General features: G+C 68.1%; 21 protein-coding genes, 1 tRNA gene and 2 pseudogenes. 13 read left to right on the top strand and 11 right to left on the bottom strand.

Annotated features, from left to right (window positions below; genetic code table 11):
• Positions 1-14 precede the first annotated feature (14 nt).
• The 3 genes from O7598_RS00445 to O7598_RS00455 all read left to right on the top strand — a co-directional run bounded on the left by O7598_RS00445 (position 15) and on the right by O7598_RS00455 (position 1,897).
• A complete protein-coding gene (locus tag O7598_RS00445) occupies positions 15-410 on the top strand; it encodes a hypothetical protein (protein WP_442929778.1) in 396 nt (131 codons plus the stop codon).
• Positions 411-774: 364 nt separating this feature from the next.
• Positions 775-1,299 carry a tRNA adenosine deaminase-associated protein gene (locus O7598_RS00450; protein WP_269689496.1) on the top strand — a complete coding sequence of 175 codons (525 nt, stop codon included), beginning with the start codon at positions 775-777 and terminating at the stop codon, positions 1,297-1,299.
• A gap of 154 nt (positions 1,300-1,453) precedes the next feature.
• Entirely contained in the window at positions 1,454-1,897 is a 444-nt protein-coding gene (locus tag O7598_RS00455) for a nucleoside deaminase (RefSeq protein ID WP_269694697.1), read from the top strand.
• A gap of 105 nt (positions 1,898-2,002) precedes the next feature.
• On the opposite strand, the gene deoD is transcribed toward O7598_RS00455, so the two are convergent.
• Positions 2,003-2,710 (bottom strand): purine-nucleoside phosphorylase, encoded by a 708-nt coding sequence (gene deoD, locus O7598_RS00460; RefSeq protein ID WP_091070383.1) that lies wholly within the window; start codon positions 2,708-2,710, stop codon positions 2,003-2,005.
• A 75-nt stretch (positions 2,711-2,785) separates the two neighbouring features.
• On the opposite strand from deoD, the gene O7598_RS00465 reads away from it, so the two are divergent.
• Positions 2,786-2,872 (top strand) — tRNA-Ser (locus tag O7598_RS00465).
• A gap of 75 nt (positions 2,873-2,947) precedes the next feature.
• On the opposite strand, the pseudogene O7598_RS00470 reads toward O7598_RS00465, so the two are convergent.
• Positions 2,948-3,820, bottom strand: a pseudogene (locus O7598_RS00470) (tyrosine-type recombinase/integrase); the annotation flags it as partial.
• On the opposite strand from O7598_RS00470, the pseudogene O7598_RS00475 reads away from it, so the two are divergent.
• A pseudogene (locus O7598_RS00475) lies at positions 3,820-4,479 on the top strand (GntR family transcriptional regulator); the annotation flags it as partial. The pseudogenes O7598_RS00470 and O7598_RS00475 overlap by 1 nt on opposite strands.
• Positions 4,476-5,171 (top strand): HAD family hydrolase, encoded by a 696-nt coding sequence (locus O7598_RS00480; protein WP_269689497.1) that lies wholly within the window; start codon positions 4,476-4,478, stop codon positions 5,169-5,171. The pseudogene O7598_RS00475 and the gene O7598_RS00480, both read left to right, overlap by 4 nt.
• Positions 5,172-5,445: 274 nt before the next feature.
• Here the strand turns inward: O7598_RS00480 and O7598_RS00485 are convergent, their stop codons facing one another.
• Both O7598_RS00485 and O7598_RS00490 read right to left on the bottom strand, forming a co-directional pair.
• Positions 5,446-6,063: a hypothetical protein gene (locus O7598_RS00485; protein ID WP_269689498.1), complete on the bottom strand. Its 618-nt coding sequence runs from the start codon at positions 6,061-6,063 to the stop codon at positions 5,446-5,448.
• A gap of 10 nt (positions 6,064-6,073) precedes the next feature.
• Positions 6,074-6,925, bottom strand: a complete 852-nt coding sequence (locus O7598_RS00490; RefSeq protein ID WP_269689499.1) for a hypothetical protein — start codon at positions 6,923-6,925, stop codon at positions 6,074-6,076.
• A gap of 436 nt (positions 6,926-7,361) precedes the next feature.
• On the opposite strand from O7598_RS00490, the gene O7598_RS00495 reads away from it, so the two are divergent.
• Positions 7,362-8,480: an MrcB family domain-containing protein gene (locus O7598_RS00495; RefSeq protein ID WP_269689500.1), complete on the top strand. Its 1,119-nt coding sequence runs from the start codon at positions 7,362-7,364 to the stop codon at positions 8,478-8,480.
• A 49-nt stretch (positions 8,481-8,529) separates the two neighbouring features.
• Here the strand turns inward: O7598_RS00495 and O7598_RS00500 are convergent, their stop codons facing one another.
• Together O7598_RS00500 and O7598_RS00505 are read right to left on the bottom strand one after the other, a co-directional pair.
• Positions 8,530-11,658, bottom strand: a complete 3,129-nt coding sequence (locus O7598_RS00500) for an ATP-dependent DNA helicase (RefSeq protein ID WP_269689501.1) — start codon at positions 11,656-11,658, stop codon at positions 8,530-8,532.
• A gap of 281 nt (positions 11,659-11,939) precedes the next feature.
• On the bottom strand, positions 11,940-12,785 hold the full coding sequence (locus O7598_RS00505) for a protein NO VEIN domain-containing protein (RefSeq protein ID WP_269689502.1): 846 nt from the start codon (positions 12,783-12,785) through the stop codon (positions 11,940-11,942).
• A gap of 617 nt (positions 12,786-13,402) precedes the next feature.
• On the opposite strand from O7598_RS00505, the gene O7598_RS00510 reads away from it, so the two are divergent.
• Positions 13,403-13,588, top strand: coding sequence for a hypothetical protein (locus O7598_RS00510; protein WP_269689503.1), 186 nt, complete (start codon positions 13,403-13,405; stop codon positions 13,586-13,588).
• Positions 13,589-13,611: 23 nt separating this feature from the next.
• Positions 13,612-14,391 carry a Crp/Fnr family transcriptional regulator gene (locus tag O7598_RS31390; RefSeq protein WP_442929909.1) on the top strand — a complete coding sequence of 260 codons (780 nt, stop codon included), beginning with the start codon at positions 13,612-13,614 and terminating at the stop codon, positions 14,389-14,391.
• A gap of 319 nt (positions 14,392-14,710) precedes the next feature.
• On the opposite strand, the gene O7598_RS00515 is transcribed toward O7598_RS31390, so the two are convergent.
• The 4 genes from O7598_RS00515 to O7598_RS00530 form a co-directional block, all read right to left on the bottom strand.
• Positions 14,711-15,295 (bottom strand): SigE family RNA polymerase sigma factor, encoded by a 585-nt coding sequence (locus tag O7598_RS00515; RefSeq protein WP_269689504.1) that lies wholly within the window; start codon positions 15,293-15,295, stop codon positions 14,711-14,713.
• Positions 15,292-15,903, bottom strand: coding sequence for a permease-like cell division protein FtsX (locus O7598_RS00520; RefSeq protein WP_269689505.1), 612 nt, complete (start codon positions 15,901-15,903; stop codon positions 15,292-15,294). The genes O7598_RS00515 and O7598_RS00520 overlap by 4 nt, the downstream gene beginning before the upstream one ends.
• 71 nt (positions 15,904-15,974) lie before the next feature.
• On the bottom strand, positions 15,975-16,469 hold the full coding sequence (locus O7598_RS00525; protein ID WP_442929910.1) for a hypothetical protein: 495 nt from the start codon (positions 16,467-16,469) through the stop codon (positions 15,975-15,977).
• Positions 16,470-16,501: 32 nt separating this feature from the next.
• On the bottom strand, positions 16,502-17,116 hold the full coding sequence (locus tag O7598_RS00530; protein ID WP_269689507.1) for a hypothetical protein: 615 nt from the start codon (positions 17,114-17,116) through the stop codon (positions 16,502-16,504).
• 163 nt (positions 17,117-17,279) lie between these two features.
• Between O7598_RS00530 and O7598_RS00535 the strand changes: the two genes are divergently transcribed.
• The 4 genes from O7598_RS00535 to O7598_RS00550 are packed head-to-tail and all read left to right on the top strand — an operon-like array spanning position 17,280 to position 20,774.
• On the top strand, positions 17,280-18,005 hold the full coding sequence (locus tag O7598_RS00535; protein ID WP_269689508.1) for an ABC transporter ATP-binding protein: 726 nt from the start codon (positions 17,280-17,282) through the stop codon (positions 18,003-18,005).
• The gene (locus tag O7598_RS00540) at positions 18,002-18,772 is read left to right on the top strand and encodes an ABC transporter permease subunit (protein WP_269689509.1); all 771 of its coding nucleotides are present in this window, start codon (positions 18,002-18,004) and stop codon (positions 18,770-18,772) included. The genes O7598_RS00535 and O7598_RS00540 overlap by 4 nt, the downstream gene beginning before the upstream one ends.
• 17 nt (positions 18,773-18,789) lie before the next feature.
• Entirely contained in the window at positions 18,790-20,115 is a 1,326-nt protein-coding gene (locus O7598_RS00545) for a sensor histidine kinase (protein WP_269689510.1), read from the top strand.
• A 14-nt stretch (positions 20,116-20,129) separates the two neighbouring features.
• On the top strand, positions 20,130-20,774 hold the full coding sequence (locus O7598_RS00550) for a response regulator transcription factor (RefSeq protein ID WP_269689511.1): 645 nt from the start codon (positions 20,130-20,132) through the stop codon (positions 20,772-20,774).
• A gap of 2 nt (positions 20,775-20,776) precedes the next feature.
• Here the strand turns inward: O7598_RS00550 and O7598_RS00555 are convergent, their stop codons facing one another.
• Positions 20,777-21,286 (bottom strand): NUDIX domain-containing protein, encoded by a 510-nt coding sequence (locus O7598_RS00555; protein ID WP_269689512.1) that lies wholly within the window; start codon positions 21,284-21,286, stop codon positions 20,777-20,779.
• Between the last annotated feature and the right edge of the window lie 48 nt (positions 21,287-21,334).

Here is a 21,334-nt window from a genome sequence, read left to right on the forward strand (position 1 = left end):
GGAAGGGGGCAGCGGTGACGAACGGGTGGCACGGCGGCGGGGACGGGCCGGGTGCGGGGGCGTTCACGCCGCCGCCGCGTACCCCGTCGGGGCTCTTCCCGTCCGGCGGCCCGATCCGGCCCAGTTATCGCGAGCCGAACCCGGTCACCGGCGGCGGCGTCGCCGTCGGCGCGGTGGTCACGTTCGCCTGGTTGCTGCTGTTCGGGCTGGTCGGCCGCGACGTGCCGGGCTACGCGTGGTGGACGCTGCTGGCCGGCTGGCTCGCCTGGGTGGCCGCCGCCGTGCTGGTCCGCCACGGCGACCGGGGGGTGGCGACCGGCGTCGCGATCGTCACCGCGGGCGGGTGGAGCATCGCCGCGGCGATCGTCGCGGTGCGCTGGGCGCAGGCCGGAGACTGGCCGCTCTGGTGACCTTGGGTGCCGGTTTCGCTGCGTAGCGAAGACCATCTTGACGTACGGGCGGTGACGGTTCACGCTCGCCGTATGGCCTGGACCACACCGCCGCGGCTCGACCCCGATCGGAGCCGCCGCCGCCTGCAACTCCTAGCCGAGTTGGCCGGCGCCCGAGCGGTACAGCAGCGCGAACGGCCCCAGCGGGCGCGCAGCGAACGTCTGCGCCAGCTGATCGCCACCCGCCGGCGCGTCGCCGGCTGACCGACTTTCTCCAGGAACGGCCGGCCCCTTACGGGGCGTTGACCGGTCGCCTGCCGACCCGACCGGTTAACGTGCATCGCGTGACATGTCGGCGTGCTGCCGAGGCCAATTTGGGGGGACCGTGTCGTACTTCGCTGCTGCCGTGGCGCGCGTCGACGGCGGCTGGACCGCCGGTGAGGTGAGCCTGCGAGGTGTCACCGACATCGAGGAGGTCGCCGACCGGCTGCGCGACGTCGAGCCGGACGCGGACCTCTCCCTGCTCTTCGTCGAGGCCGACGACACCTACCTCGTGCTGCTGCGCCTGGACGAGGGGGAGGACCTGCGGATCTTCGGCTCCGACTCGGCGTACGCGGAGGAGTCCCGGCTGGGCGCGCTGCTGGTGGGTGACCTGAAGACGTCGGTCACCGGCCTGGAGGACGTCGACGAGCCGCGGCCGTCCGGCGGCGACGACGAGACCGAGCAGCCGGCCGTGGACCCGGAGGCCGACCCGGTCGGTGACGCCGACCTCCTCGCCGACCTGGGGATCCCGGCGCAGAAGCTGCTCGCCCTCTGCGCGCACGAGGGCAACATGCCGGCCGACGTGACGGCCGAGATCTGCCAGGTGCTCGGCTGCGTGGACGAGGTCGAGGAGCTGCGTGAGGTCTGAGCCCGGCGAGTCGGTGGCACCAGGCGCCGCCGAGCCGGCCGACGCCACCGACCCGGCGTTGGAGACCGTCGGATCGTCGCGCGTCGGCCCCGGGGCCGACGAAGGGCTGGCCGACGCGGGCGCGCTGGGCCGCCGGCAACGGCACGAGCTGTGGATGCGCCGCGCCCTGCAGGTCGCGGTGACCGGCCCGGACGGCGGGCCGCCCGACGAGGGCGCCGACGACGTGCCGGTCGGCGCGGTGCTCTACGGCCCCGACGGCGCGGAACTGGCGATCGGGCGCAACGAGCGGGAACTGACCGGCGACCCCACCGCTCACGCCGAGGTGCTGGCGCTGCGCCGCGCCGCACGGCGGCTGGGCCGGTGGCGGCTGGACGACTGCACGCTGGTGGTGACGCTGGAGCCGTGCACCATGTGCGCCGGGGCGATCGCGCTGGCCCGCGTACCGACAGTGGTGTTCGGGGCGTGGGAGCCGAAGACGGGCGCGGTGGGCTCGCTCTGGGACGTGCTGCGCGACCGCCGCCTCCCGCACCGGCCCGAGGTGTACGGCGGCGTCCTCGCGCCGGAGAGCGCAGCATTGCTGCGCGCGTTCTTCCGGTAAGGCGGGGCCCCCTGTTAACGCCTCAGGTAGAGAAGGGTTCCCTTCTCACGAAGCCGCCCGCCCCGGCACCAGGCGGTGGCGGGACGGGCGGGCGGGAACGACAGGTCAGGCGATGATGGTGTCGAGGGCGATCTCGACCATCTGGCCGAACGTCTGCTCACGCTCCTGCGACGTGGTCTTCTCACCGGTCTTGATGTGGTCGCTGACGGTCAGGACGGTCAACGCGCGCGCCTTGAACCGGGCCGCGATGGTGTAGAGCGCCGCCGACTCCATCTCCACCGCCAGCACGCCGTAGTCGGCGAGCGTGTCGTACAGGTCCGGCCGGTCGGTGTAGAAGGCGTCCGCGGCCAGGATCGGGCCGACCCGCATGGTGATGCCGCGCCGCTCGGCCACCTCGACCGAGGTACGCAGCAGGCCGAAGTCGGCCACCGGGGCGTAGTCGATCAGCCCGTCGAAGCGCATCCGGTTCATGTTCGAGTCGGTGGACGAGCCGATGGCCGCCACCACGTCGCGCAGTTGCAGGTCCTCGGTCAGGGCGCCGCAGGAGCCGACCCGGATCAGCGTCTTCACGCCGTAGTCGTTGATCAGCTCGTGGGCGTAGATGGAGGCGGACGGCATGCCCATGCCGGAGCCCTGGACGGAGACGTCGACGCCGTTCCACCGCCCGGTGAAGCCCAGCATCCCGCGAACCGTCGTGTAGCAGCGGGCCTCCTCGAGGTAGGTCTCCGCGATCCACTTGGCCCGCAGCGGGTCGCCCGGCATCAGGACCCGCTCGGCGATCTCTCCCGGCTCAGCGCCGATGTGCGTACTCATGACAAAGATCCTGCCAGGCCGGCCGGCGGGATACCGGTTCGGCGTCCGTACCGGTGGTCCTGTACCCTCGTCGGCGGTGGCGTGTCCGAGTGGCCTAAGGAGCACGCCTCGAAAGCGTGTGAGGGTTTACGCCCTCCGCGGGTTCAAATCCCGCCGCCACCGCTCGTGAACAGCGAGAACGCCCGGTCGATCCGCGAGGATCGCACCGGGCGTTCCGCTTGTGGTCTCAGTTGCTGCTCAAGAGGTCGATTTCGGGTCCTCTGTCGGGCTGTCCCACAGCAGCCCTCCGACGCGCTGGGCAATGTCCCGCCGGACCTGGGCGGTGAGGTGTTGGTACCGGGCCGCCATCGCCGAGTTGGACCAGCCCATGATGCTCATCACCGCCCGCTCGGCCACGCCGAGGATCAACAGCACTGTGGCGGCGGTGTGCCGGGCGTCATGTAGTCGGCCATCGCGCAGCCCGGCGAGCTTGAGCAGGCGCTTCCACTCGTCGTAGTCGGTGCGCGGGTTGACCGGGCCGCCGGTCGGCGTGGTGAACAGCCAGTCACCTCCCTCCCAGAGCTGGGCGGCGGTAGCGCGCTCCTGGTTTTGCTCGTCGCGGTGCTTCCGGAGTAGCGCCACCAGCTCGTCAGGGAGCCCGATACTGCGCCGACCAGCCCGAGACTTGGTGTCGGCGGTATCGGCCCGCACCTGGCGCCGGTCGGGACAGTGCCCGCCGTGCTTGCGACCGCACGGTGAGCGGCACCCGTGCTCCCACCGCGGCCGCTGCCGACCGCGCCGGACGGTCAGCGTCCCCGCGTCCAGGTCGACATCCGACCAGCGGAGGCCGAGCGCTTCCCCTTGGCGCAGGCCGAGGGCGAGCGCGACCGCCCACCGCGCGCTGTTGCGCCGGCCGCGGGTGGTGGCCATCAACCGCTGTACCTCGGAGACCGTGTACGGCTCGATATCACTCTCTGGCAGGCGCGGTGCCTTGGCGAGGGTGGCTGGGTTCTTGGCGAGGTGCCCCCGGCGTACGGCCTCGTTCAGCGCGGTCCGGATCGTGCGGTGCGCCTGGTGGGCGGTCGCCGGGGCGCTGCCCGTCTCCTGCATCCGGCGATAGAAGCGTTCCAGAGCGGCTGATCGTGACCCGGCAGGGCAGCGGCGCGTTCGTCCGAGCACAGACACAGCGAGCCGTTGAGCTGCGCCCACACATCGAAGCGGCGTTCGACCGGCCCCACGTCACGATCGACTTCGCTGGTTTCTCGGGCGAGACGTTGTGCGACGCGCTCGCGGAAGCGCTCGACAAGGTACGTGTGGGCCGGCTCGCACCGGAGACGATCGCGGTGCGCGTTCTGATCTCCGACATGACCGTACCGATGGCGCTGCCATCGCGGTCCGAGACACAGGCCGACGACCCGGCGGTACGGGAGCGTGCAGAGCGCATCACCCGGCGGGCGGCGGACGGCATCATCGATCAGGTTGCCGAGCTGGGCGACCTCGGCCTCATCAGGTCGGCCACGGCTGAGGTGCGGATGCACCGGGCGTCTCCGCTGTTCAAGCTCTACATCCTGAACGGCGAGGAGGTCTTCTACGGCTTCTATCCGGTTGTTGAGCGGACCGTCTCGATCAAGGGTGAGCCCATGGCGATCTACGACCTGATGGGCAAGGACGTGCCGCTGTTCCACTACGCGGTGACCGACGATGACGCCTCGCACGGCACGCAGTTCTTGGCATCCCGCCAGTGGTTCGACTCGGTGTGGTCAACCATCGCCTACCGGCACGACGGATGACCGCCAACCTCGGCCGGCTGCTGGGCCAGGTCGGTGCGGTGCTGCTCGACTTCGACGGCCCAGTGTGCAGCATCTTCGCCGGATACCCGGCGCCGAAGGTTGCCGCCGAGCTAGTCGACGTCCTGCGGCGGCGAGGTATCGACGTGCCGCCGGACCTCGCTGGCGAGCCAGACCCGCTGGAGGTACTGCGCCGTACCGGCGCGGCTGGCGACCAGGGGGTCACGCAGGCGGTAGAGGACGCTCTCTGCGCAGCCGAGCGCCGGGCCGCCGCAAGTGCCGAAACGACGCGGTACGGGCGGGAGGTCATCGTCGCAGCCCGGCAGGCTGGGCTATCTGTGGCGGTGGTCAGCAACAACTCTGCCGGAGCGGTCAGCGCCTACCTGTCGGCACACCGGCTCGCCGGGTACGTGTCGCCGGTGATCGGCCGGGCGTACGCGGAGCCGGCTCGCATGAAGCCCAACCCGGACCCCATCCTGCAAGCCGTCAGAGCCCTCGGCGAGTCGTCGGACCGCTGCGTTCTCGTCGGCGACTCACTGTCGGACATAGAGGGAGCGCAGGCCGCCGGAGTGCGCGCGATTGGCTATGCGAACCGGCCGGCGAAGGCCGAGGCGCTCCGGGCCGCCGGCGCGGACGCCCTGATTACCAGCATGGGGACGATCGCCAAGGCGCTGATTGATCCGGCCGACGGCTGAGATCAAGCTGACCTTGGCTTACTGCACGCAGGCCCGGGATGCTCCAGGAGCTCTCGACGTCCGGTCGGGACGCGTGGATGACCGTAGGTCAAGGCTAATGCCGTTGGCCTCCGAGTAGCCGGAACGAGTCCGAATGAACCGTCTGGTCATGGCGCCGGATAGAAGGACACCAGCGTATCCAGGGTGACATCCAATCCCGAGAGGGATTGGCGGAGCAGCGAGATCGTCACCACTCAGCCCGCAGCACGCGCGTCGCCTGGGTGTCGTAGCTACATCAATAGCTAAACACGTCAGGCCAGCCACCCAGGTCAAGCTGGACTCGCGCGGGTATGAAGGAGATGCACTCCTCGAAGAGTTCGATTAGTCCGGAACTACGTAGGTCAAGCTCGAGGACATTGAGTAGCGGGAGGAGATGTTCCACATCGGCCGTAGCATAGCTGATTTGCGCAGAGGTCAAGCTCGAACTCGTCCAATTGCTGAGTCGCTCTTCCTTGCTGATGCAAATATTTAATCGCTCTTTGAGTAGGGTCTGAAGCGAATGATGTGCGCCATTCAAATGAGGATTTAGTAGCTTGGATGCAATCTTGGTGCATGCAATATTTTTAGGGCGTACCTGCCAGTGCGCAGCCATGAAACGTAGGTCGAACATGGCATGATGGAATACTTTCCGCACTCTTGGCTCCTGAATTAAAGAACAGAGGCGTTCAGGGTGTGCATCACTTACTTGCAAAACGATGTCATTAATTCCTCGCGCATGAAGTTGCACTGTCCCGATGCTGTCAATCTTCGGATTCAAGCCGGTTGTCTCGATGTCGCATGCAACTTCGCCTGAGGAGTAAAGGGCCGCAAGGATATCGTCGTCGAGATCGTTTCGAACGACATTCGCTCGCACTGTCATAACGCTAACCTTTTCTAATTTGTGTGACGACCGCGGATGTGCCGGCTCCCTGGTTAGCAGGCCGACTTGCAGCACGGATAGAGCGAAGTTCGTCATAGATAAACTGGAAGAGAGAGCCGCCGTTTTCGCATAGCATCGTTGGCAGGACCGGAGATCGCCCTTCACTGTGTTGATATAGCGCTATGACGGCACGATTGTCGAATCTATAAAAGGTAAAGACGCGGTCGCCGGCCCAGAAGAAGACTTCAACGGAAGCGCCCCCCTCCTGCTGCAGTGCCTCGAATTCCTCTTTAGTCTCCCAAATCCTTTCCTTTAGCCTCTCGGGGGTGGAGCCAAACCTATTAGCCAATGTCGCGACCGTCGCGGGGTCCTCTGGATCGGCAAGGTAGACCCGGATTCTGCCCTTCGGGCTCTTGGCTAGCGCTTGCAGTTGCGAAAGGTACGTCCTTCGCCATGTCCCACCGTAGGCGACGAAGATATCTAGCTTCTCGACACCTTTAAAGCAATCCTTCCACAGCGCCTCGTCGTAAAACTGGTTTGTTATACGTTTGAGGCCAGCGGATTCAAGCTCGTTCGCCGTCCGTGTTGACTCTAGTACCTCGCGTGCGAACGAACGTTTCCCGACAAGTTCCCAGAGTATAGAAATACCGCCCGTGACAATTAGCAACCCACCGAGCTGTTCCATCAGCGTCCGCCAGCCTGGGTGGTTCCGCCAAAACCGGGTCTCTTCGCCTCCTAGGTAGAGGAAGTAAGCCCCAACAGCGAAGACGGCAGCTGCTACAAGGACGTATCTGTAGGTAGTTAGCGATCGGTAGGGCGTGTCGCGATTCTTCGCCACGGGGTCCTCCCGGTTCATGGCAAGTAGGCTACGCAAGAGGTCTGACAAGTTACCCGGAGGCCGAATGGCCTTGCGCTACTGCGATGCAGCATGGCGGATAGCTGACAGTCACTTGACAACTGCCGCCCGATGCTCCTTCGCCGCATGGTGCTGTCCAGGCCATGACCTGAGTCAGACGTATGCCAGGCGTTCCGCCGACGCATCCAAATCCACGGACTTGGAGCAAGCGCTCGGCGACGCTCCTGCGGGGCCTGTCCGCCAGTCGTATACGATCAGCGACCGCTGTGGGTGCGGCCTGGACCGTGTAGGCCCCCTCGCCATCGAAGGGGCGCTCCGCCCCACAGTTCCCCAACGCTGGACCGGCTGCCGTCAGCGGATGTCGCCCGAGGCGTCGCGCACGTCTGAGCTCTTCGACGACTAGAACATCGCCAGCGATTCGCCTACATTGGCGCGCGTGCGAGACTTACTGAAGGAGATTCTCCGCTTCCAGCCCGACTGGACCTGGCGGAACACGCCAGCCATGGAACAGCGGGGCCTTCTGGTCCGCCGGGAGGCCGCCGCGTGGCTCCACGAACACCTGCCTGAGCTGTCGGGCCTCGTCCTTCCCGCCATCGATGACCTTAAGGTGGAAGGGCGAGATGGGACCGGCCGGAAGACGGAGATTCCCTGGGTGCGAGTGCATTCTGCTAGTCGTTCCCCGTCCGCGACTGAGGGCTGGTATGTGGTCTACCTTTTCAGCGCCGACGGGGAAGTTGTGTACCTGTCCCTCAATCAAGGGACCACGCGGTGGGAGAACGGGGTGTTCCGACCACGGCCGCCTCATGAACTGCAGGCCCGCGTCGACTGGGCCCGGCACCTGCTCGCCGGCGACTTCGCTGCAACGCCGAAGCTGGCCGAGAAGATCAGCTTGAAGGCCAGGTCTTCGGATCTGGGATCGGGCTATGAGCGGGGAAACGTAGCAGCCTTCCCATATCCGGTCGACGCCCTCCCGAGTGAGGATGTTCTTGAAGCCGACCTCCGCTTCCTGGTTTCCGTCCTCGGTAAGCTTTATGTCGCGGCGGACCAAGCCTTGGCCTTGCCCGGGGAGCCTGCTCCGGAGGTCGCCGACGCACTGACCGCCGTTGAGCGTGCGGCGGGCCGTCGCTTTGGGCAACGGGGATTTCGGCAGAGCGCTGGCGAGCGACTGGCCATCGAACGGCGGGCTGTCAAGGTTGCCTGTGACTACCTGATTGAACACAAGTACAGCGTCAAAGACGTGGGAGCCACCCAGCCGTACGACATCGATGCGAGGCGTGGTCAGGAGCGCTTGTTCGTGGAGGTCAAGGGCACCGCCTCCGACGGAGCGGAGGTGATCCTTACCAGGGGAGAGGTGCGCCTTCATGCCCGAGAGCACCCGAACACCATGCTTGTGATCGTCAGTGGCATTGCACTCGACCGTGATTCCGACCCGCCGGTAGCCAGCGGTGGGGTGCTGCGTGTGGTGCACCCCTGGAAGATCGATGACTCTGGCCTGACTCCTATCGCCTACCGATACGCCGTGCCGAGCGAAACGGGACTTGCAACGCCGGCTTGACGGTCTCGGCTAGATCGTCCACGTGTGACCGAATCCGCCCGTCCGCAAGTCAGGCTCGCCCGGCGCGCAGGCCGCAGAAGGACGCAAAGTCGCAGCGCCCGCAGCGCGGGCCGCGCTCCTCGTCGTGCTCGCGGGCAACGGGGCCGATGTGAAACTCGCGGGCCTTGATCCGACGTGCGGTGGTGACGACGGTGTTGGCCGCTTCGGCGAGGGCCGCCTCCGTGAGCGGTACGTTGAGCTCGCGCTGCGCCGGGTCCGGCTCGGCAAGGTAGCGCACAAGGCCGCGCTCGGGTTCGTACTCCATCTCACGCCGCGCCGCGATGCCGTAAAGGCTGACCTGCAGCCGCATCTCGTCGGAGTCGAGCTTCATTGCGGAGTCGGACGCCGCCTCGCCGCTCTTGAAGTCGATCAGCGTGACGCGCGGCGGGTCGTCTCGACGGATCACGTCGATGGCGCCGGAGATCAGGACCTGCTCCTCGGGGAGCAGGGTCTCGAACTCCTTTTCCGGCTCGTACGTCAGCCGTTCAAGTTCGGCCGCGTACGTCGTGATGTAATCAGCGACGACCTCGACGCCCTTGCGCTGCATCCGGTCCTTGGGCTCACCGGTCGTGTAGCGCAGATAGAACAAGCCCCGATCAACGAGCTGCTCCAGCTCCGTGCGCAGCGCCTGCGGTTCGGCAGCGAGGGCCGCCCAGCGCGCCGGATCAGAGTGGACGGCGCGCATCAGGTTGTGGACGCCGCGGCCGTAGCCGAAGGCGCCGTCGATGGTGGGGGCGAAGCCGAGGACCTTGCGCAGGTAGAAGTCGTGCGGACACTCGAGGTAGTACCGCAGGTCCGAGAACGAGGAGACCAGACGTTGGGCTTCCACGTCCCGGTGACCGTCACGCAGCTCGATCACACGAGGAGCCACCCCGGGGGCGCCAGCGGCGACGGCGCCGCCGGCGGCGGCGACCACAGGCTCGAGCTCGCGCCGGAACATAGACCGCTGAGTGCCGGAGCAGCTGACGAACAGGTAGCGCTCGGCCCGGGTGAGCGCGACGTACATCAGCCGGCGCTCTGCATCGTAGTTATTGTTGTCGGCCAAGCCCGCCGGGTCGATGACCGTCCGCAGCTCGCCTTCGAAGGGCAGCGTCGTCTGCTGCCTAGCCCGCTGGCTAGGAAAGCGGCGCGCTCGCACGTCAGCGACGAACACTGTCGCCCACTCAAGCCCTTTGGCGGAGTGCACGGTGCCGATGCTCACCGCATCTGGGGCGGTGAGCAGGTCGGCTTCTGGCAGCCGAGCGCCGGTCGGTCCCCACATGGACAGCGCCTTTACCTGGGACCTCAGGTCGTAAGGGGTGGTCCAGCCGGGCGTCTCGATCGAGGTGACCATGCTTGACAGCGCCCCGATGTGGAACATGTACGTCTCTCCGGCAGGGCCCATCGCGTCCCAGGCGGCGACGCCGGCCTCCTCGAGCAGCGCGTGGAGAATCGCCTGCGGGAAAACGCGGCGCGGCTTGTCACCCGGCCTGAGAAGCGGCCGAGCCGACCGCGCGCGCAGGGCGCCAAGCTCCCGGAAGGTCGGAGCAACGCCATCGTAAATGCGTCCGTTGAGCGCGTCGCAGAGGGCTAGCAACCTTTCCTCGACGTCGTCTTCGAGGGGAAGCCCTCGCGTGCGCAGCTCGGCGGCGGCCCCGCGGAGGACGGGTTCGGGCTCAGGCGGGCAGCCGAGCGCGGACTGGATGTAGCCGGTGATCATCCGCCCCATGAACTGCTGGACGCCAGCGACGCGTGCCAGTGCGGCCAGGAGGAGCAGCACCTCAGGCTGGGCAAAGAGGTCCGAGCCACGGAAGACGACGGGGATGCCTCTGGCTCGAAGGGCGTCGCCGTAAGTGCGCGCATCGGTCGCCGCTCGAAGGAGGATGGCGATGTCACCGTGGCGCAAGCCACGCTCTCCGTCGTGCTCGTCGTGCCTCGCGCCCTGCTTTTCCTGGACCATTGCGGCAATGGTGTCGGCGATCCATTCTGCCTCGTCCTCGCGTTCGAGGAAGCTCATGAACGCGATGTGGGAGTCGTCGTAGTCGACCCGCTCGTCGCGGCCGTGAGTCATATCAGGCGTGCTCATGCCGCCCGGGGGCGTGATGGTCGTGGCCCACCGGTTGGCGATATCAATGACGCGCGGCGTCGAACGGAAGTTCTCCTGCAGCTCGACCACCTCGCCGTCGTGGGCGCCGGCGAGGTCGTCGTGCAGCGCGCCCATGATCTCGACGCGCCCGCCGCGCCATCCGAAGATCGCCTGTCGATGGTCTCCCACGACCGTGAGGCGCCGGTCATCGCCGACCAGCATCGCGATGAGCTCCGACTGGACCGGGTTCACGTCCTGTACCTCATCGACCACGAGGTGGGCGAGGCCTTCGCGCAGGGTGGCACGAGCAGCATCGTCGGACTCGAGCAGGCGCAGGAGCTCCGCCTGGGCGGTGGAGAAGTCGAGGAAGCGGCGGCAGTGGAGGAGCGCGTAGAAGCGTCCCGCGGTCGTCGCAAAGGCCTGCGCCGCGCGGCCGTCCCCGACGACGGTCTCGAGTGCCGCCTGCGAGCACCAGTCCCGCTCCTCCTGCCCGGGGCTCGGAGGCGTGCCGGCAGGTAGGGCGACGGCAAGCTGGTGGTACTCGTTCAACAGGTCGTACGCCTGCAGAAAGCGATTCACGGCTTCGAAGTGCCCCTGCGTCAGACCCTCGTCTCGGAAGGCTGCCTCTAGCGCCGGGCCCCCGAGCATCTGGTACCAGTGGCGCTCGACGAGCCCGATGCGCGCCCCATCGTCCAAGACGTCGTAGTTGTGAAAGACATCCGAGGCGAGAAGGCGCAGCTGCTGGAGGCAGTAGGCGTGGATCGTCCCGACGTACATACCGCCGAGAGTGCTGGCGGCATCGTCAGGCGTGAGCACCGAGAGATGCCGCCGAATCCGGAACTGCATCTCCTCCGCCGCCTTCTCAGTGAACGTGAAGGCGACGATCTGGTCCTTCTGAATGCCGTTGACCCCGACCTGCCAGGCAATTCGACGGGCCGTGACCTCGGTCTTGCCCGAGCCTGCTCCCGCGACCACGAGGAGGCGGCGGGCGTCAGACTGTACAGCCGTCGCCTGGGCGGGCGTGAGGCGATCGAGGAGGTGCTCCCGCAGGCTACTGGCGGTCATCGGGGTCATCTCGGGATCCTTCGTTCCGGGGAAGCCAGGCGTTGCTGTCGAGATCGGCAGCCGTCCTGGAAGTCCACATCAGAGGATAGGCCCGAGCACCGACAAGGCGGACGCGTGAGGTGGAATGATCCGCTCAGAGTAGACCAGCTTGTAATGGTTTGAGGCCATCCGGTACCTGGCAGGTTCGTCAGATATGACCAGCCGTACAGGTGATGATGTGGTGTGGCAGCGGCAGTTCATCGGCGTGGGCGGGCGGGCGGTACCAGTACCGCGAGGGCGTTAGGTGCTCCTCAGCGGGGATCCATGCGGTCCAGCGTTTGGTCGACGATAACGAGATGGGTGTCGGCACCGTTCGCATGTGCGACCTCATTGCTGGTCAGGTCGATTTTGTCCGCCAGCCCCGACGAGCCCTTGACCTCGATGTGCAACTCCTCCGCCCCGCGGGTCGCCCGGATGTCGTAGCTCGCTCGATCGCCGACATTCTCGACGTGGTATCTCTCGACGACCCGGTAGTGGTCCATAACAGTCTGCACGGCGTGCAGTTCAATCGCTCGTTTGAGTTCCTGATCGGTCATGTAACCGGATCCGCCGTACCGGCCGCCTCCACCAAGGCGTTCGGCCCCAGACGCGGAAGCCAGCTGATGTGGCGCAACTGGGGAAAGGTCTGGCTCCGTGGCCGCTTCGGACGGCGGGCTGTTCGAGAGGTCGGCCGCCAAGCGTCCAGCGTCGGAAACGCCGTAGCCGGGAATGGCCAGACGCAGCCGTATCCGCTTTGTGCTGTTGCCGGGGAGGCGGGCGCCGGACGCCTGCCCGATCGTGGTCTGCGCATTGGTCAGCCGCCGTCGCAAGGAGGGAACGTCGGCAACGTCGACCAGGCGTACCGGACCGTTGATCAGGCTGCGGTCCGCCTCCGGAAGTGGCCGAGTCCGGCGGGAGTCGACCACCGCCGCTTCGATGACAGCCCGGCGTGCTTTGAGCCGCTTCAGGAGAAGTTCAAACGCGGGCCGGTAGTCGGTGTTGCGGGGTGCCCTGCCCTCGGCCCGTCCGCTCATGCTTTCAAGGATGAGGGCGAGGTGATCGCCGTCGGGCTCCACGGAGTATTCGGCGTCGAGCAACCGGCCGCTGTCATCGGTCATGCGCACGTCGTTGACTCGGCACACACGTGTGACGGACCGCCTTAGGGAGCGGTCCAGTTCGGCATACCCCCGTACGCTCGCCGTGGTTCCACCATCTCTGATCTGGCTTGCTGAGGCGGGGCAGGTAGTCGGTACGTGCGGTGCAGGATGGGCGTGATCAAGGACGCTTTGAGTAGTGGAGGCTGGAGGGCTCGCCTCGGGTGCCGCGCTTGGCTGCTAAGGCCGCGACCTGTCGGGACGAGACAGATCTGAGTGACGACGGCCGTGGTGGGCTACCAACCCCACCACGAGCACGTCGTCCACCGGCGCCAAGATCTCTTCGCACGAGGCCAGCAGCCCGGTGACAGATTTCTACTCCGTCACCCCTTAGATAGGCAACACGAACTGCCCATTTTTGGGTGCTCGCTCGTCAACTAACTTTACAACGCGTTACAGGGCGAAGGCACGTGACCTGTGCTAACGCGGCTACCGGTCGTCCGCGGGCGGAGCCCCGCGACTTGCTGACGGCTTTGAAGAGCTGTTCGCCCTTCGTAGACTGATGACCTGCCTTGGGCTCCTACCAAGCCATTCAACGAGGCAATCCGCACGAGGCCAGCTGACCGAAGAAAGGTAAGAAGTTGAACGACATCCGTTCATTGATGCTATTCGCAGGCATTGTTGTGTCCGCGATGCTGCTGACAGCCTATGTCGTGAGCAAACTGGCGAAGGCCCGAAACGGGGGGCGAGCCATTGCGGCGGTGCTACTGGCGGTCGCTGCCTTGTTCGGCGCCCTGCCCGCGATCATCGAGTCAATGCAACGATGATCGACGAACAGTTTACTCGCCCAATGTCAGGAGCCGCTCAAGAGCTATGGCCGGGAAACGACAGCGACCGACAGCGGACATCGAATCACCCGCCAGCGTCGAGTGCAGTCTTCTTCGATCGCCGCACCCTTGAGTACCGGCACTATGAGTGGGGATACCTGTGGCGACGGGCGGCGACCGAGTTCAGCTGCTCGTACAGCCCTTCGCAGGTGCTCTTCAAGGAGAATGACGAGGCACACTCAGTCTGGATCGTCCGGTCTGGGGTTGTGAGACTCGTTAGCCACACCGGGCAACTCGTTGGCGTTCTTCGGCGAGGAGAGGCTCTGACGGACGCTCTAAGTGGCATAGATTATCCGTATATGGCCATCGCTACAACACGAACTCGGGTTGTCGCCTTTCCGGTTGATGATTTTCGCCGCTTGCTACGTTCAAATCCTTCATGGTCGCGGCGAGTTGTTGCGAATCAGGCGCAGCGAAGCAGGCTGGAGAGAATCGAGCAATGTCGCTTTCAGGGGGGCTCCAGGGAGCGGCTCGTCCGCACCCTCGTCGCGCTACTGCCGGCTGAGCGCATGGAAGCGGTTTTGCTTTCGCTAACGAACCTCGATCTAGCCAGGCTGATTTCCGTGTCGAGCTCCAGCATGGACATGGCGCTAAGTGCCTTGACGTCGCGGAAAATAATCGAATCAATCTATGCAGGTATAGCCATAACCGACCCTCCGGCGCTGATCCAATTTGATGCTGTCGCAACACAAATGTATTTGGCGAGGAACCCTAGCCAGCAACCGTATCGCCTAGATGACTAATCGAACCAGTGCAGCAGTGGTGCTCGGACTGGTCGAGTGTTAAGACTGCGCTCGTGGTGGTGCCTCCGGTCGTGATGACCGGCGGTCTCAGTTGTGGTCTCGTTCGCGCAGATGCAAGAACGTTCGCTGGCGGTTGGCTCATGTTCCGTCCCTGCTTGCGGATGCCTCTGAAGGTGGGTGAACGGTCTGTCGCAGACCTCGAAAGCGTGTGAGGGTTTACGCCCTCCGCGGGTTCAAATCCCGCCGCCACCGCTCGTGAACAGCGAGAACGCCCGGTGTGATCCGTTCGGATCACACCGGGCGTTCCGTGTTCCGGCCCTCAGTTGCCGGTGAAGTCCTCGCCGAGCAGCGCGCGGATCCGGCCCAACGCCCGGGCGTCGCGCATCTTCACCGCCGAGGCGGAGAGGCCCAGGATCGCGGCGACGGAGGCGACGCTCTGGTCCTCCCAATGGCGCAGCACCACGACCGCCTGGTCCCGTACGGGCAGCGTCGCCAGCGCGGTCATCAACGCGACGTGCAGGTCCGTCGTCGTCGGCGGCTGCGGTCGTTCGGGCAGGTCGGCGCAGACCACCTCGGTGTCGCTGCGCCGCCGCCGCTGGTCGAACACGGCGTTCATGAGCACCCGACGGCTGTACGCGTCGAGGTTCGCGGTCCGCCGGATCCGACCCCACGACGCGTACATCCTGGCGAACGTGATCTGGGTCAGGTCCTGGGCGAGGTGCCAGTCCCGGCACATCAGGTAGGCGGTGCGTCTCAGCCGGGGCGCGGTCGCCGCGACGAACGCGCTGAAGTCCTCGTCCCGGATCTCGCGCTCACGTCGGCGGGCGCTGCTCCACCGGGCCAGTGGGCCGGCCTGGTGTTCGGTGGGCGGCGTGGCGCACACGTCGATCTGCCCGCTGGTCACTCGCCCTCCCCGGCGCCCGAGCGGGCCGGGCACGGTCCGCCCAGGATCTGGTCGACGCCGCCGGTGTCGTGGAAGTTCGTCACGAGCCGGGAGAAGTCCGCGGCCCTGGCCAGTCGGACCTGGAACGACTCGGGCATCTGCTCCGGTCGGACCGCGTCGACCAGGTCCGGACTGTCCCGGTACATCTCCTTGAACCTGGCGTACGCCTCGTCGTGGCTCTGGAACGCCACGCTTCGCACGAGCGGATCCGAGCGCAGCGCCTCACGCAGGTCGAGGCGCTGCTGATCGGTGATCTCCGGTCGCAGGAAGACGCGGACGTCGACCGGCTCGTACCCCCATCGCCGATCACAGGTGGGGTCGGTGGAGGGCATGAGCGCGCCGGCCGCGACCACCGGCGACACCGGCTCCCTCGACGACGGCGCGAGGTTCAGGGCGACCAGGGTGGCGGCGACCGCGACGACGCCGGCCGCCGCGCCGCCCGCGAGCCGGCCGCGCCTGCGCCGCAGCGCGGTTCCCGCCGTCATGGCCTCCCGGGCCAGTTCCCCGGCCGGGGGTGCGGGTTCGACGCCGAGCGCCCGCTCGAAGAGGACGTGCAGGTTCTGGTCCACAGCTCGCTCCTGGTGTCCGATGGCTTCCTCCCAGAAGGACTGGTCGAGGCGCGCGATCGGTCACATCTGGGTCAGCAGGGGCCGTAGTCCTCGTCGAAGAGGCGGCGGGCCCAGTCCGCGTACCCGGCGATGATCTTTCGGACGGTGACGCCGTCGTGCAGGAACAGGTAGGCGCGGTCGCCGACGCGGGCGAGCAGCCCGGCGAAGCGGTGGCTGCCGGGTGGTGCCGGCAGTGCGGCGGCGCCGGGGTACGCGGCGCGGACCTCGCCGATCGGCGTGCCGGCGCTGATGCCCTCCGGCGTGGTCATCGGGTCGTCGAGCCAGAGCAGGACGAGCCGGTCGTCGACGAAGATCGGGCTGACCGATCCGTGCCCGGCCAGCGTGGGCCCGCAGGCCTCCTCGTCGGTGCGCAGCAGGCCGCGCCGGGTGAGGTCCTCCTCGGTGGCGCCGAACTCCGCGTTGCGCAGGCCGTCCAGGCTGACCATCTCGGCGGAGCCGACCGGCCGGGCCGCCATGTCGGGCCCTTGTGGACGGACGCCGCTCCCGGCGATGGAAGCGGCAGCCAGCAGTGTGGCTATAAAGCCGAATTGTCGTAATTTCATGCATTCCCCCAGTCCCCAACGGGACCGGGGCCGAGAGGTTGCTGGTGCGGGCCGGATTGGCGCAGTTCCCACTCGTCGGCCAGCTCGTCCCAGTAGTCGGCGGACAGACCGCGCCGGCCGTGGGTCAACCATCCGTCCGTGTCGCGCTCCAGGTGCAGCCCCAACTCGGCGAACGGGTCGATCCACGAGCCCGGCTCGACGCCCAGCCGGGTCAGCGCCGTGTTGATCGGCCACTCGGCGCGCGGCCGGTCCAGCGCGTTGTCGTAGCGCGGCCCCCAGCTCACGTCGCCGCCCAGCCACACCACTGCCGACTGATGACCGAGGCCGCCGGCGAACTCCGCCTCCAGGTACGCCACCGGCCCGTCCGTCGACCAGCGGGCCAGCAGCTCCGCCAGAGGTGGCGACAGGACCAGCTCGAACGGTCGCTCGGCGCACGGCTCGTCGGTGGCGAAGTCCGGCGGCCGACCGGTCAGCTCCTGCACGAGTTGCGGGGTGACCGGCAGCAGCGCGAAGTCCTGCCGGAGTGCGGCCAGCACCGCGTGATCCAGGTCGGCGGTCTGCTCGCGCAGCAGCTCCACGTCGGCGACCACGGCGCTGAGCTGGTAACTCATCCGATCCTCTCGGCATCCACAGCCTGTGGATAGAACATGTGTACGACGGCGGATCCGCTGCCGCCCTGGCACGGTAGCCCGCCGGCGGGGGTGGAAAACCCCCGGATCAGGTCGGATGGTTTCCGGCTTACCGCAGCCGAACGCGGTGCCTAGCGTCGATCCCGTGATTGAACTACGTGAGTTGACCAGACGCTACGGGAACCGGACCGCCGTGGACAGGCTCACCGTCCGGGTGCAGCCGGGCGTGGTGACCGGCTTCCTCGGCCCGAACGGGTCCGGCAAGTCGACGACGATGCGCATGATCCTCGGCCTGGACGCCCCGGACCACGGTGAGGCGCTGGTCGACGGCGTCCGGTACGCGGACCTGAGCTGGCCGTTGCGGACCGTCGGCGCGCTGCTCGACGCCGGCGCGTTCCACCCCGGCCGCAGCGGCCGCGCCCACCTGGCGGCGCTGGCCGCGAGCAACGACATCCCGGATGCCCGGGTCGAGCGGGTGCTCCGCGTGGTCGGCCTGTCCGACGTGGCGGACCGGCGCGCCGGCACCTACTCGCTGGGCATGCGGCAGCGGCTCGGGATCGCGGTCGCGCTGCTCGGCGACCCGGGCGTCCTCCTGCTCGACGAGCCGGTCAACGGGCTGGACCCGGAGGGCATCCGCTGGATCCGGGACCTGTTGCGCGGGCTCGCCGCCGAGGGCCGGACCGTCTTCGTGTCCAGCCATCTGATCGCCGAGATGGCGCTGACCGCGGACCGGCTGGTGGTCATCGGCCGCGGCCGGCTGCTGGCCGAGACGACGGTCGCCGAACTCGCGGCCGGCGGCGACAACCTGGAGGACGCGTTCCTCCGACTCACCTCGCAGGTCACCGACTACCACGGAACGGACGTGTCATGAGCGGCTACGGATTCCGGCACGCGGCCCGGATGGAACGGATCAAACTGACCAGTGTCCGGTCGACGTGGTGGCTGGCGACGGCGGCGGTGCTCTCGATGGCGGCGGCCGGCGTGGGGGTGGGAATCGGCTACCGTGCCCACACGCCGGTGGCCACCACCGCCCAGATCCTGAACAACAGCCTGAGCGGTGCCATCCTGGCCCAACTCCTGCTCGGCGCGCTCGGCGTCCTCGCGGTCACCGGCGAGTACGGCACTGGGATGATCCGTTCGACGTTCGCCGCGGTCCCCCGCCGCCGGACCGTTCTGGCCGCGAAGGTCGCCGTCGGCGGTGGCGCGGCGCTCGTCGTCGGCCTGCTCGCCAGCTTCGCCGGCTACCTGGGCGGGCAACTCGCGATCCGCGGCACCGCCATCCCGGCCGCCTCCCTGGGCGACCCGCGGGTCCTGCGCGCGGTGCTGCTCACCGGCGGCTACCTGGCCGCCGCCGCGCTGATCGGCGTGGGCGTCGGGACCGTCGTACGGCACTCCGGCGCCGCGATCGGCACGCTGTTCGCGCTGGTGTTCGTCCCGTCGTTCGCGATCGGACTGTTCGGGGAGAGCGGCATCGCGGTCGGCCGCTTCGTCCCGCTGCTGATGCTGCTCAACTCCGTCGCGGTGACCACGCCGACACCCGGGCTGTTCGCCGGCTGGATCAGCGTGCTGCTGATGTGCGGGTACGCGACCGTGGCGATCCTCTGCGGCGGCGTCCTGCTCCGCCGGCGCGACGCGTGAGCGGCGACAATGGGCCGATGACCGCGCTGCGCGCCCCGTTCACCGGGTCGACCCTGCGCCGGGCGGTGTTCTGCCTGGTCGGCGTGGTCAGTGCGGTCGCGATCCTGGCGGTGCCGGCGCTCGTGCCGACCCTGGGCGCCCTGATCCTCTGGGCGACCGGAGGCATGTCCCGGCAGCCCGCGCCGGCCGTCGCGCCGATCTTCCTGGTGCTGTTCCCGCTCACCGTCGCGCTCCTGGTCGTGCTGGCCGCCCCGCTCGGGCGGGCGACCGGCGGCGTGCACCGCCGGCTCGCCGGCCGGCTGCTCGGCGTACACGTGGACGGCCCACCACCGCGGCCCTCGAACCAGCTCGCCGCGCTGGTCGCCGACGGCCCGGGCTGGCGCGCGGTCGGGTACGGCCTGCTCAAGGTGCCACTGGCCATCCCGCAGGGCTACGGCCTGTTCTGCTACGTGCTCGGCCCGGTCAACCTCAGCTATCCGCTGTGGTGGCCGCTGTTCCGCAACCACCCGCCCGGCACCCGCCTCGGGCCGGTGTGGGCGCTGACACCGTTCGGCCTGCTCGGCACGCGGACGTTCGCCGGCGCGTTCCTGATCGCCGCGGCCGGGCTCGCCATGCTGCTGGTCGCGCCGTGGCTGATGCGCGCCGGCACCACGGCGGACCTGGCCGCGATGCGGCGGCTGCTCGGCCCGCGCCGGCTCGCCGAACGGGTACGCGAACTCCAGGCCAGCCGAGCCCGCGCGATCGACGACGCGGCCACCATGATGCGCCGGCTGGAACGGGACCTGCACGACGGCGCGCAGATCAAGCTGGCCACGCTCGCGATGAACCTCGGCATGGCCACCGAGAAACTCGGCGCGGACGGTCCGCCGCCCGACCTGGCACAGGTCCGCGAACTGGTCGCGCTCGCCCACCGGGGCGCGAAGGAGGCCCTCGCCGACCTGCGCGACCTGGTGCGCGGGATCCACCCGCCGGTGCTCGACAACGGCCTCGGCGACGCGCTGGAGACGCTCGCCACCGGCAGCGCCGTTCCGGTCGCGGTGACCGTGGACCTGCCCGACCGCCCGACGCCCGCGATCGAGACCATCGCCTACTTCTGCGCCGCCGAACTGCTCGCCAACGCGGCCAAGCACAGTCGGGCGACCCGGATCCGACTCGGCGTCACCGGCGCCGGCGGGCGCCTGACGCTCACCGTCACCGACGACGGCACCGGCGGCGCGGACCCGGACGGCCCCGGCCTGACCGGCCTGGCCGACCGCATCGCCGTGGTGGACGGCCGGATGCGCGTGCACAGCCCGGTCGGCGGTCCGACCCGGGTCGAGATCGACATGCCCACACACGCGTGAACGGAGGCGACGGCATGCGGGTGGTGATCGCGGAGGACGCCGCGATGATGCGCGAAGGACTGGTCCGGCTGCTCACCGACCGCGGCTTCGAGGTGTGCGCGGCGGTGGCCGACGCCGAGGCGTTGCGGTCCGCGACCGCCGCGCTCCGGCCCGACGTGGCAGTCGTCGACATCCGGATGCCACCGACGCACACCGACGAGGGGCTGCGCGCCGCGATCGACATCCGGCGCGACCATCCCGACGTCGGCGTGCTGGTCTTCTCCCAGTACGTGGAGACCCGCTACGCGACCCGCCTGCTCGCCGACCGGCCGACCGGCGTCGGCTATCTGCTGAAGGACCGCGTCGCCGACGTCGCCGACTTCGTGGACGCGCTGACCCGGGTCGCGTCCGGCGGCACCGCGCTGGACCCGGAGGTGGTCGGCCACCTGATGCGCGCCGGGCGGGACACCGCCGGGCTGTCGACGCTGACCCCGCGCGAGCGGGAGGTGCTCACGCTGATGGCTGAAGGCCGGTCCAACGCCGGGATCGCGGCGGCGCTCGTCATCACGCCGGGGGTGGTGGAGAAACACGTGGCGAACATCTTCGCCAAGCTCGGCCTGCCGCCCTCGGAGGGCGACAACCGCCGGGTCCTGGCCGTCCTCCGCCACCTCGGCGGCTGACGTCAGGCGCCGCCGACGAGATACCTCGGGCGTCCGTCGGCGAGCGCGGCCACCGCGTGACGCAGCCGCTGCCAGATGTACGGGCGAAGCAGCGCCCGCGCGTCGTCGAGGACGACGAAACGCGCCTCGGCCAACTCGTCGTCCATCGGCCGAAGTTTCGCGGTGGGCGGCAGCACACCGCCGTCGAAGACGAACATCAGGCTGTCGTCCCAGGGGCCGTGTGGGGCCACCCAGTCCACCACCAACATCGGGCCGACCGGCACCTCCAACCCGAGTTCCTCGCGGAGTTCCCGGGCGGCAGTGACGTGCGGCGGTTCGTTGGCCTCGGCCATGCCGCCCGGTAGGTCCCAGTCCGGCTTGTAGCGGGGGTCGACCAGCAGGATCTCGCCATGTCCGTTCCGCAGGAGCACGTCGGCACCGACCCGCTTGCGGGGTTGTCGGGCGTTGCCCTCGGCCAGATGCGCCTGCCAGGCTGCCGGATCTCGCTCGTACAGAGGGCGCTCGTCGGCCATGACTCCCAGTTTGTGCGTACGCCGAAGGGGGCCGGCCCTCGACGGGGC

Source organism: Micromonospora sp. WMMC241 (assembly GCF_027460165.1).
Lineage (GTDB): Bacteria > Actinomycetota > Actinomycetes > Mycobacteriales > Micromonosporaceae > Micromonospora > Micromonospora humi.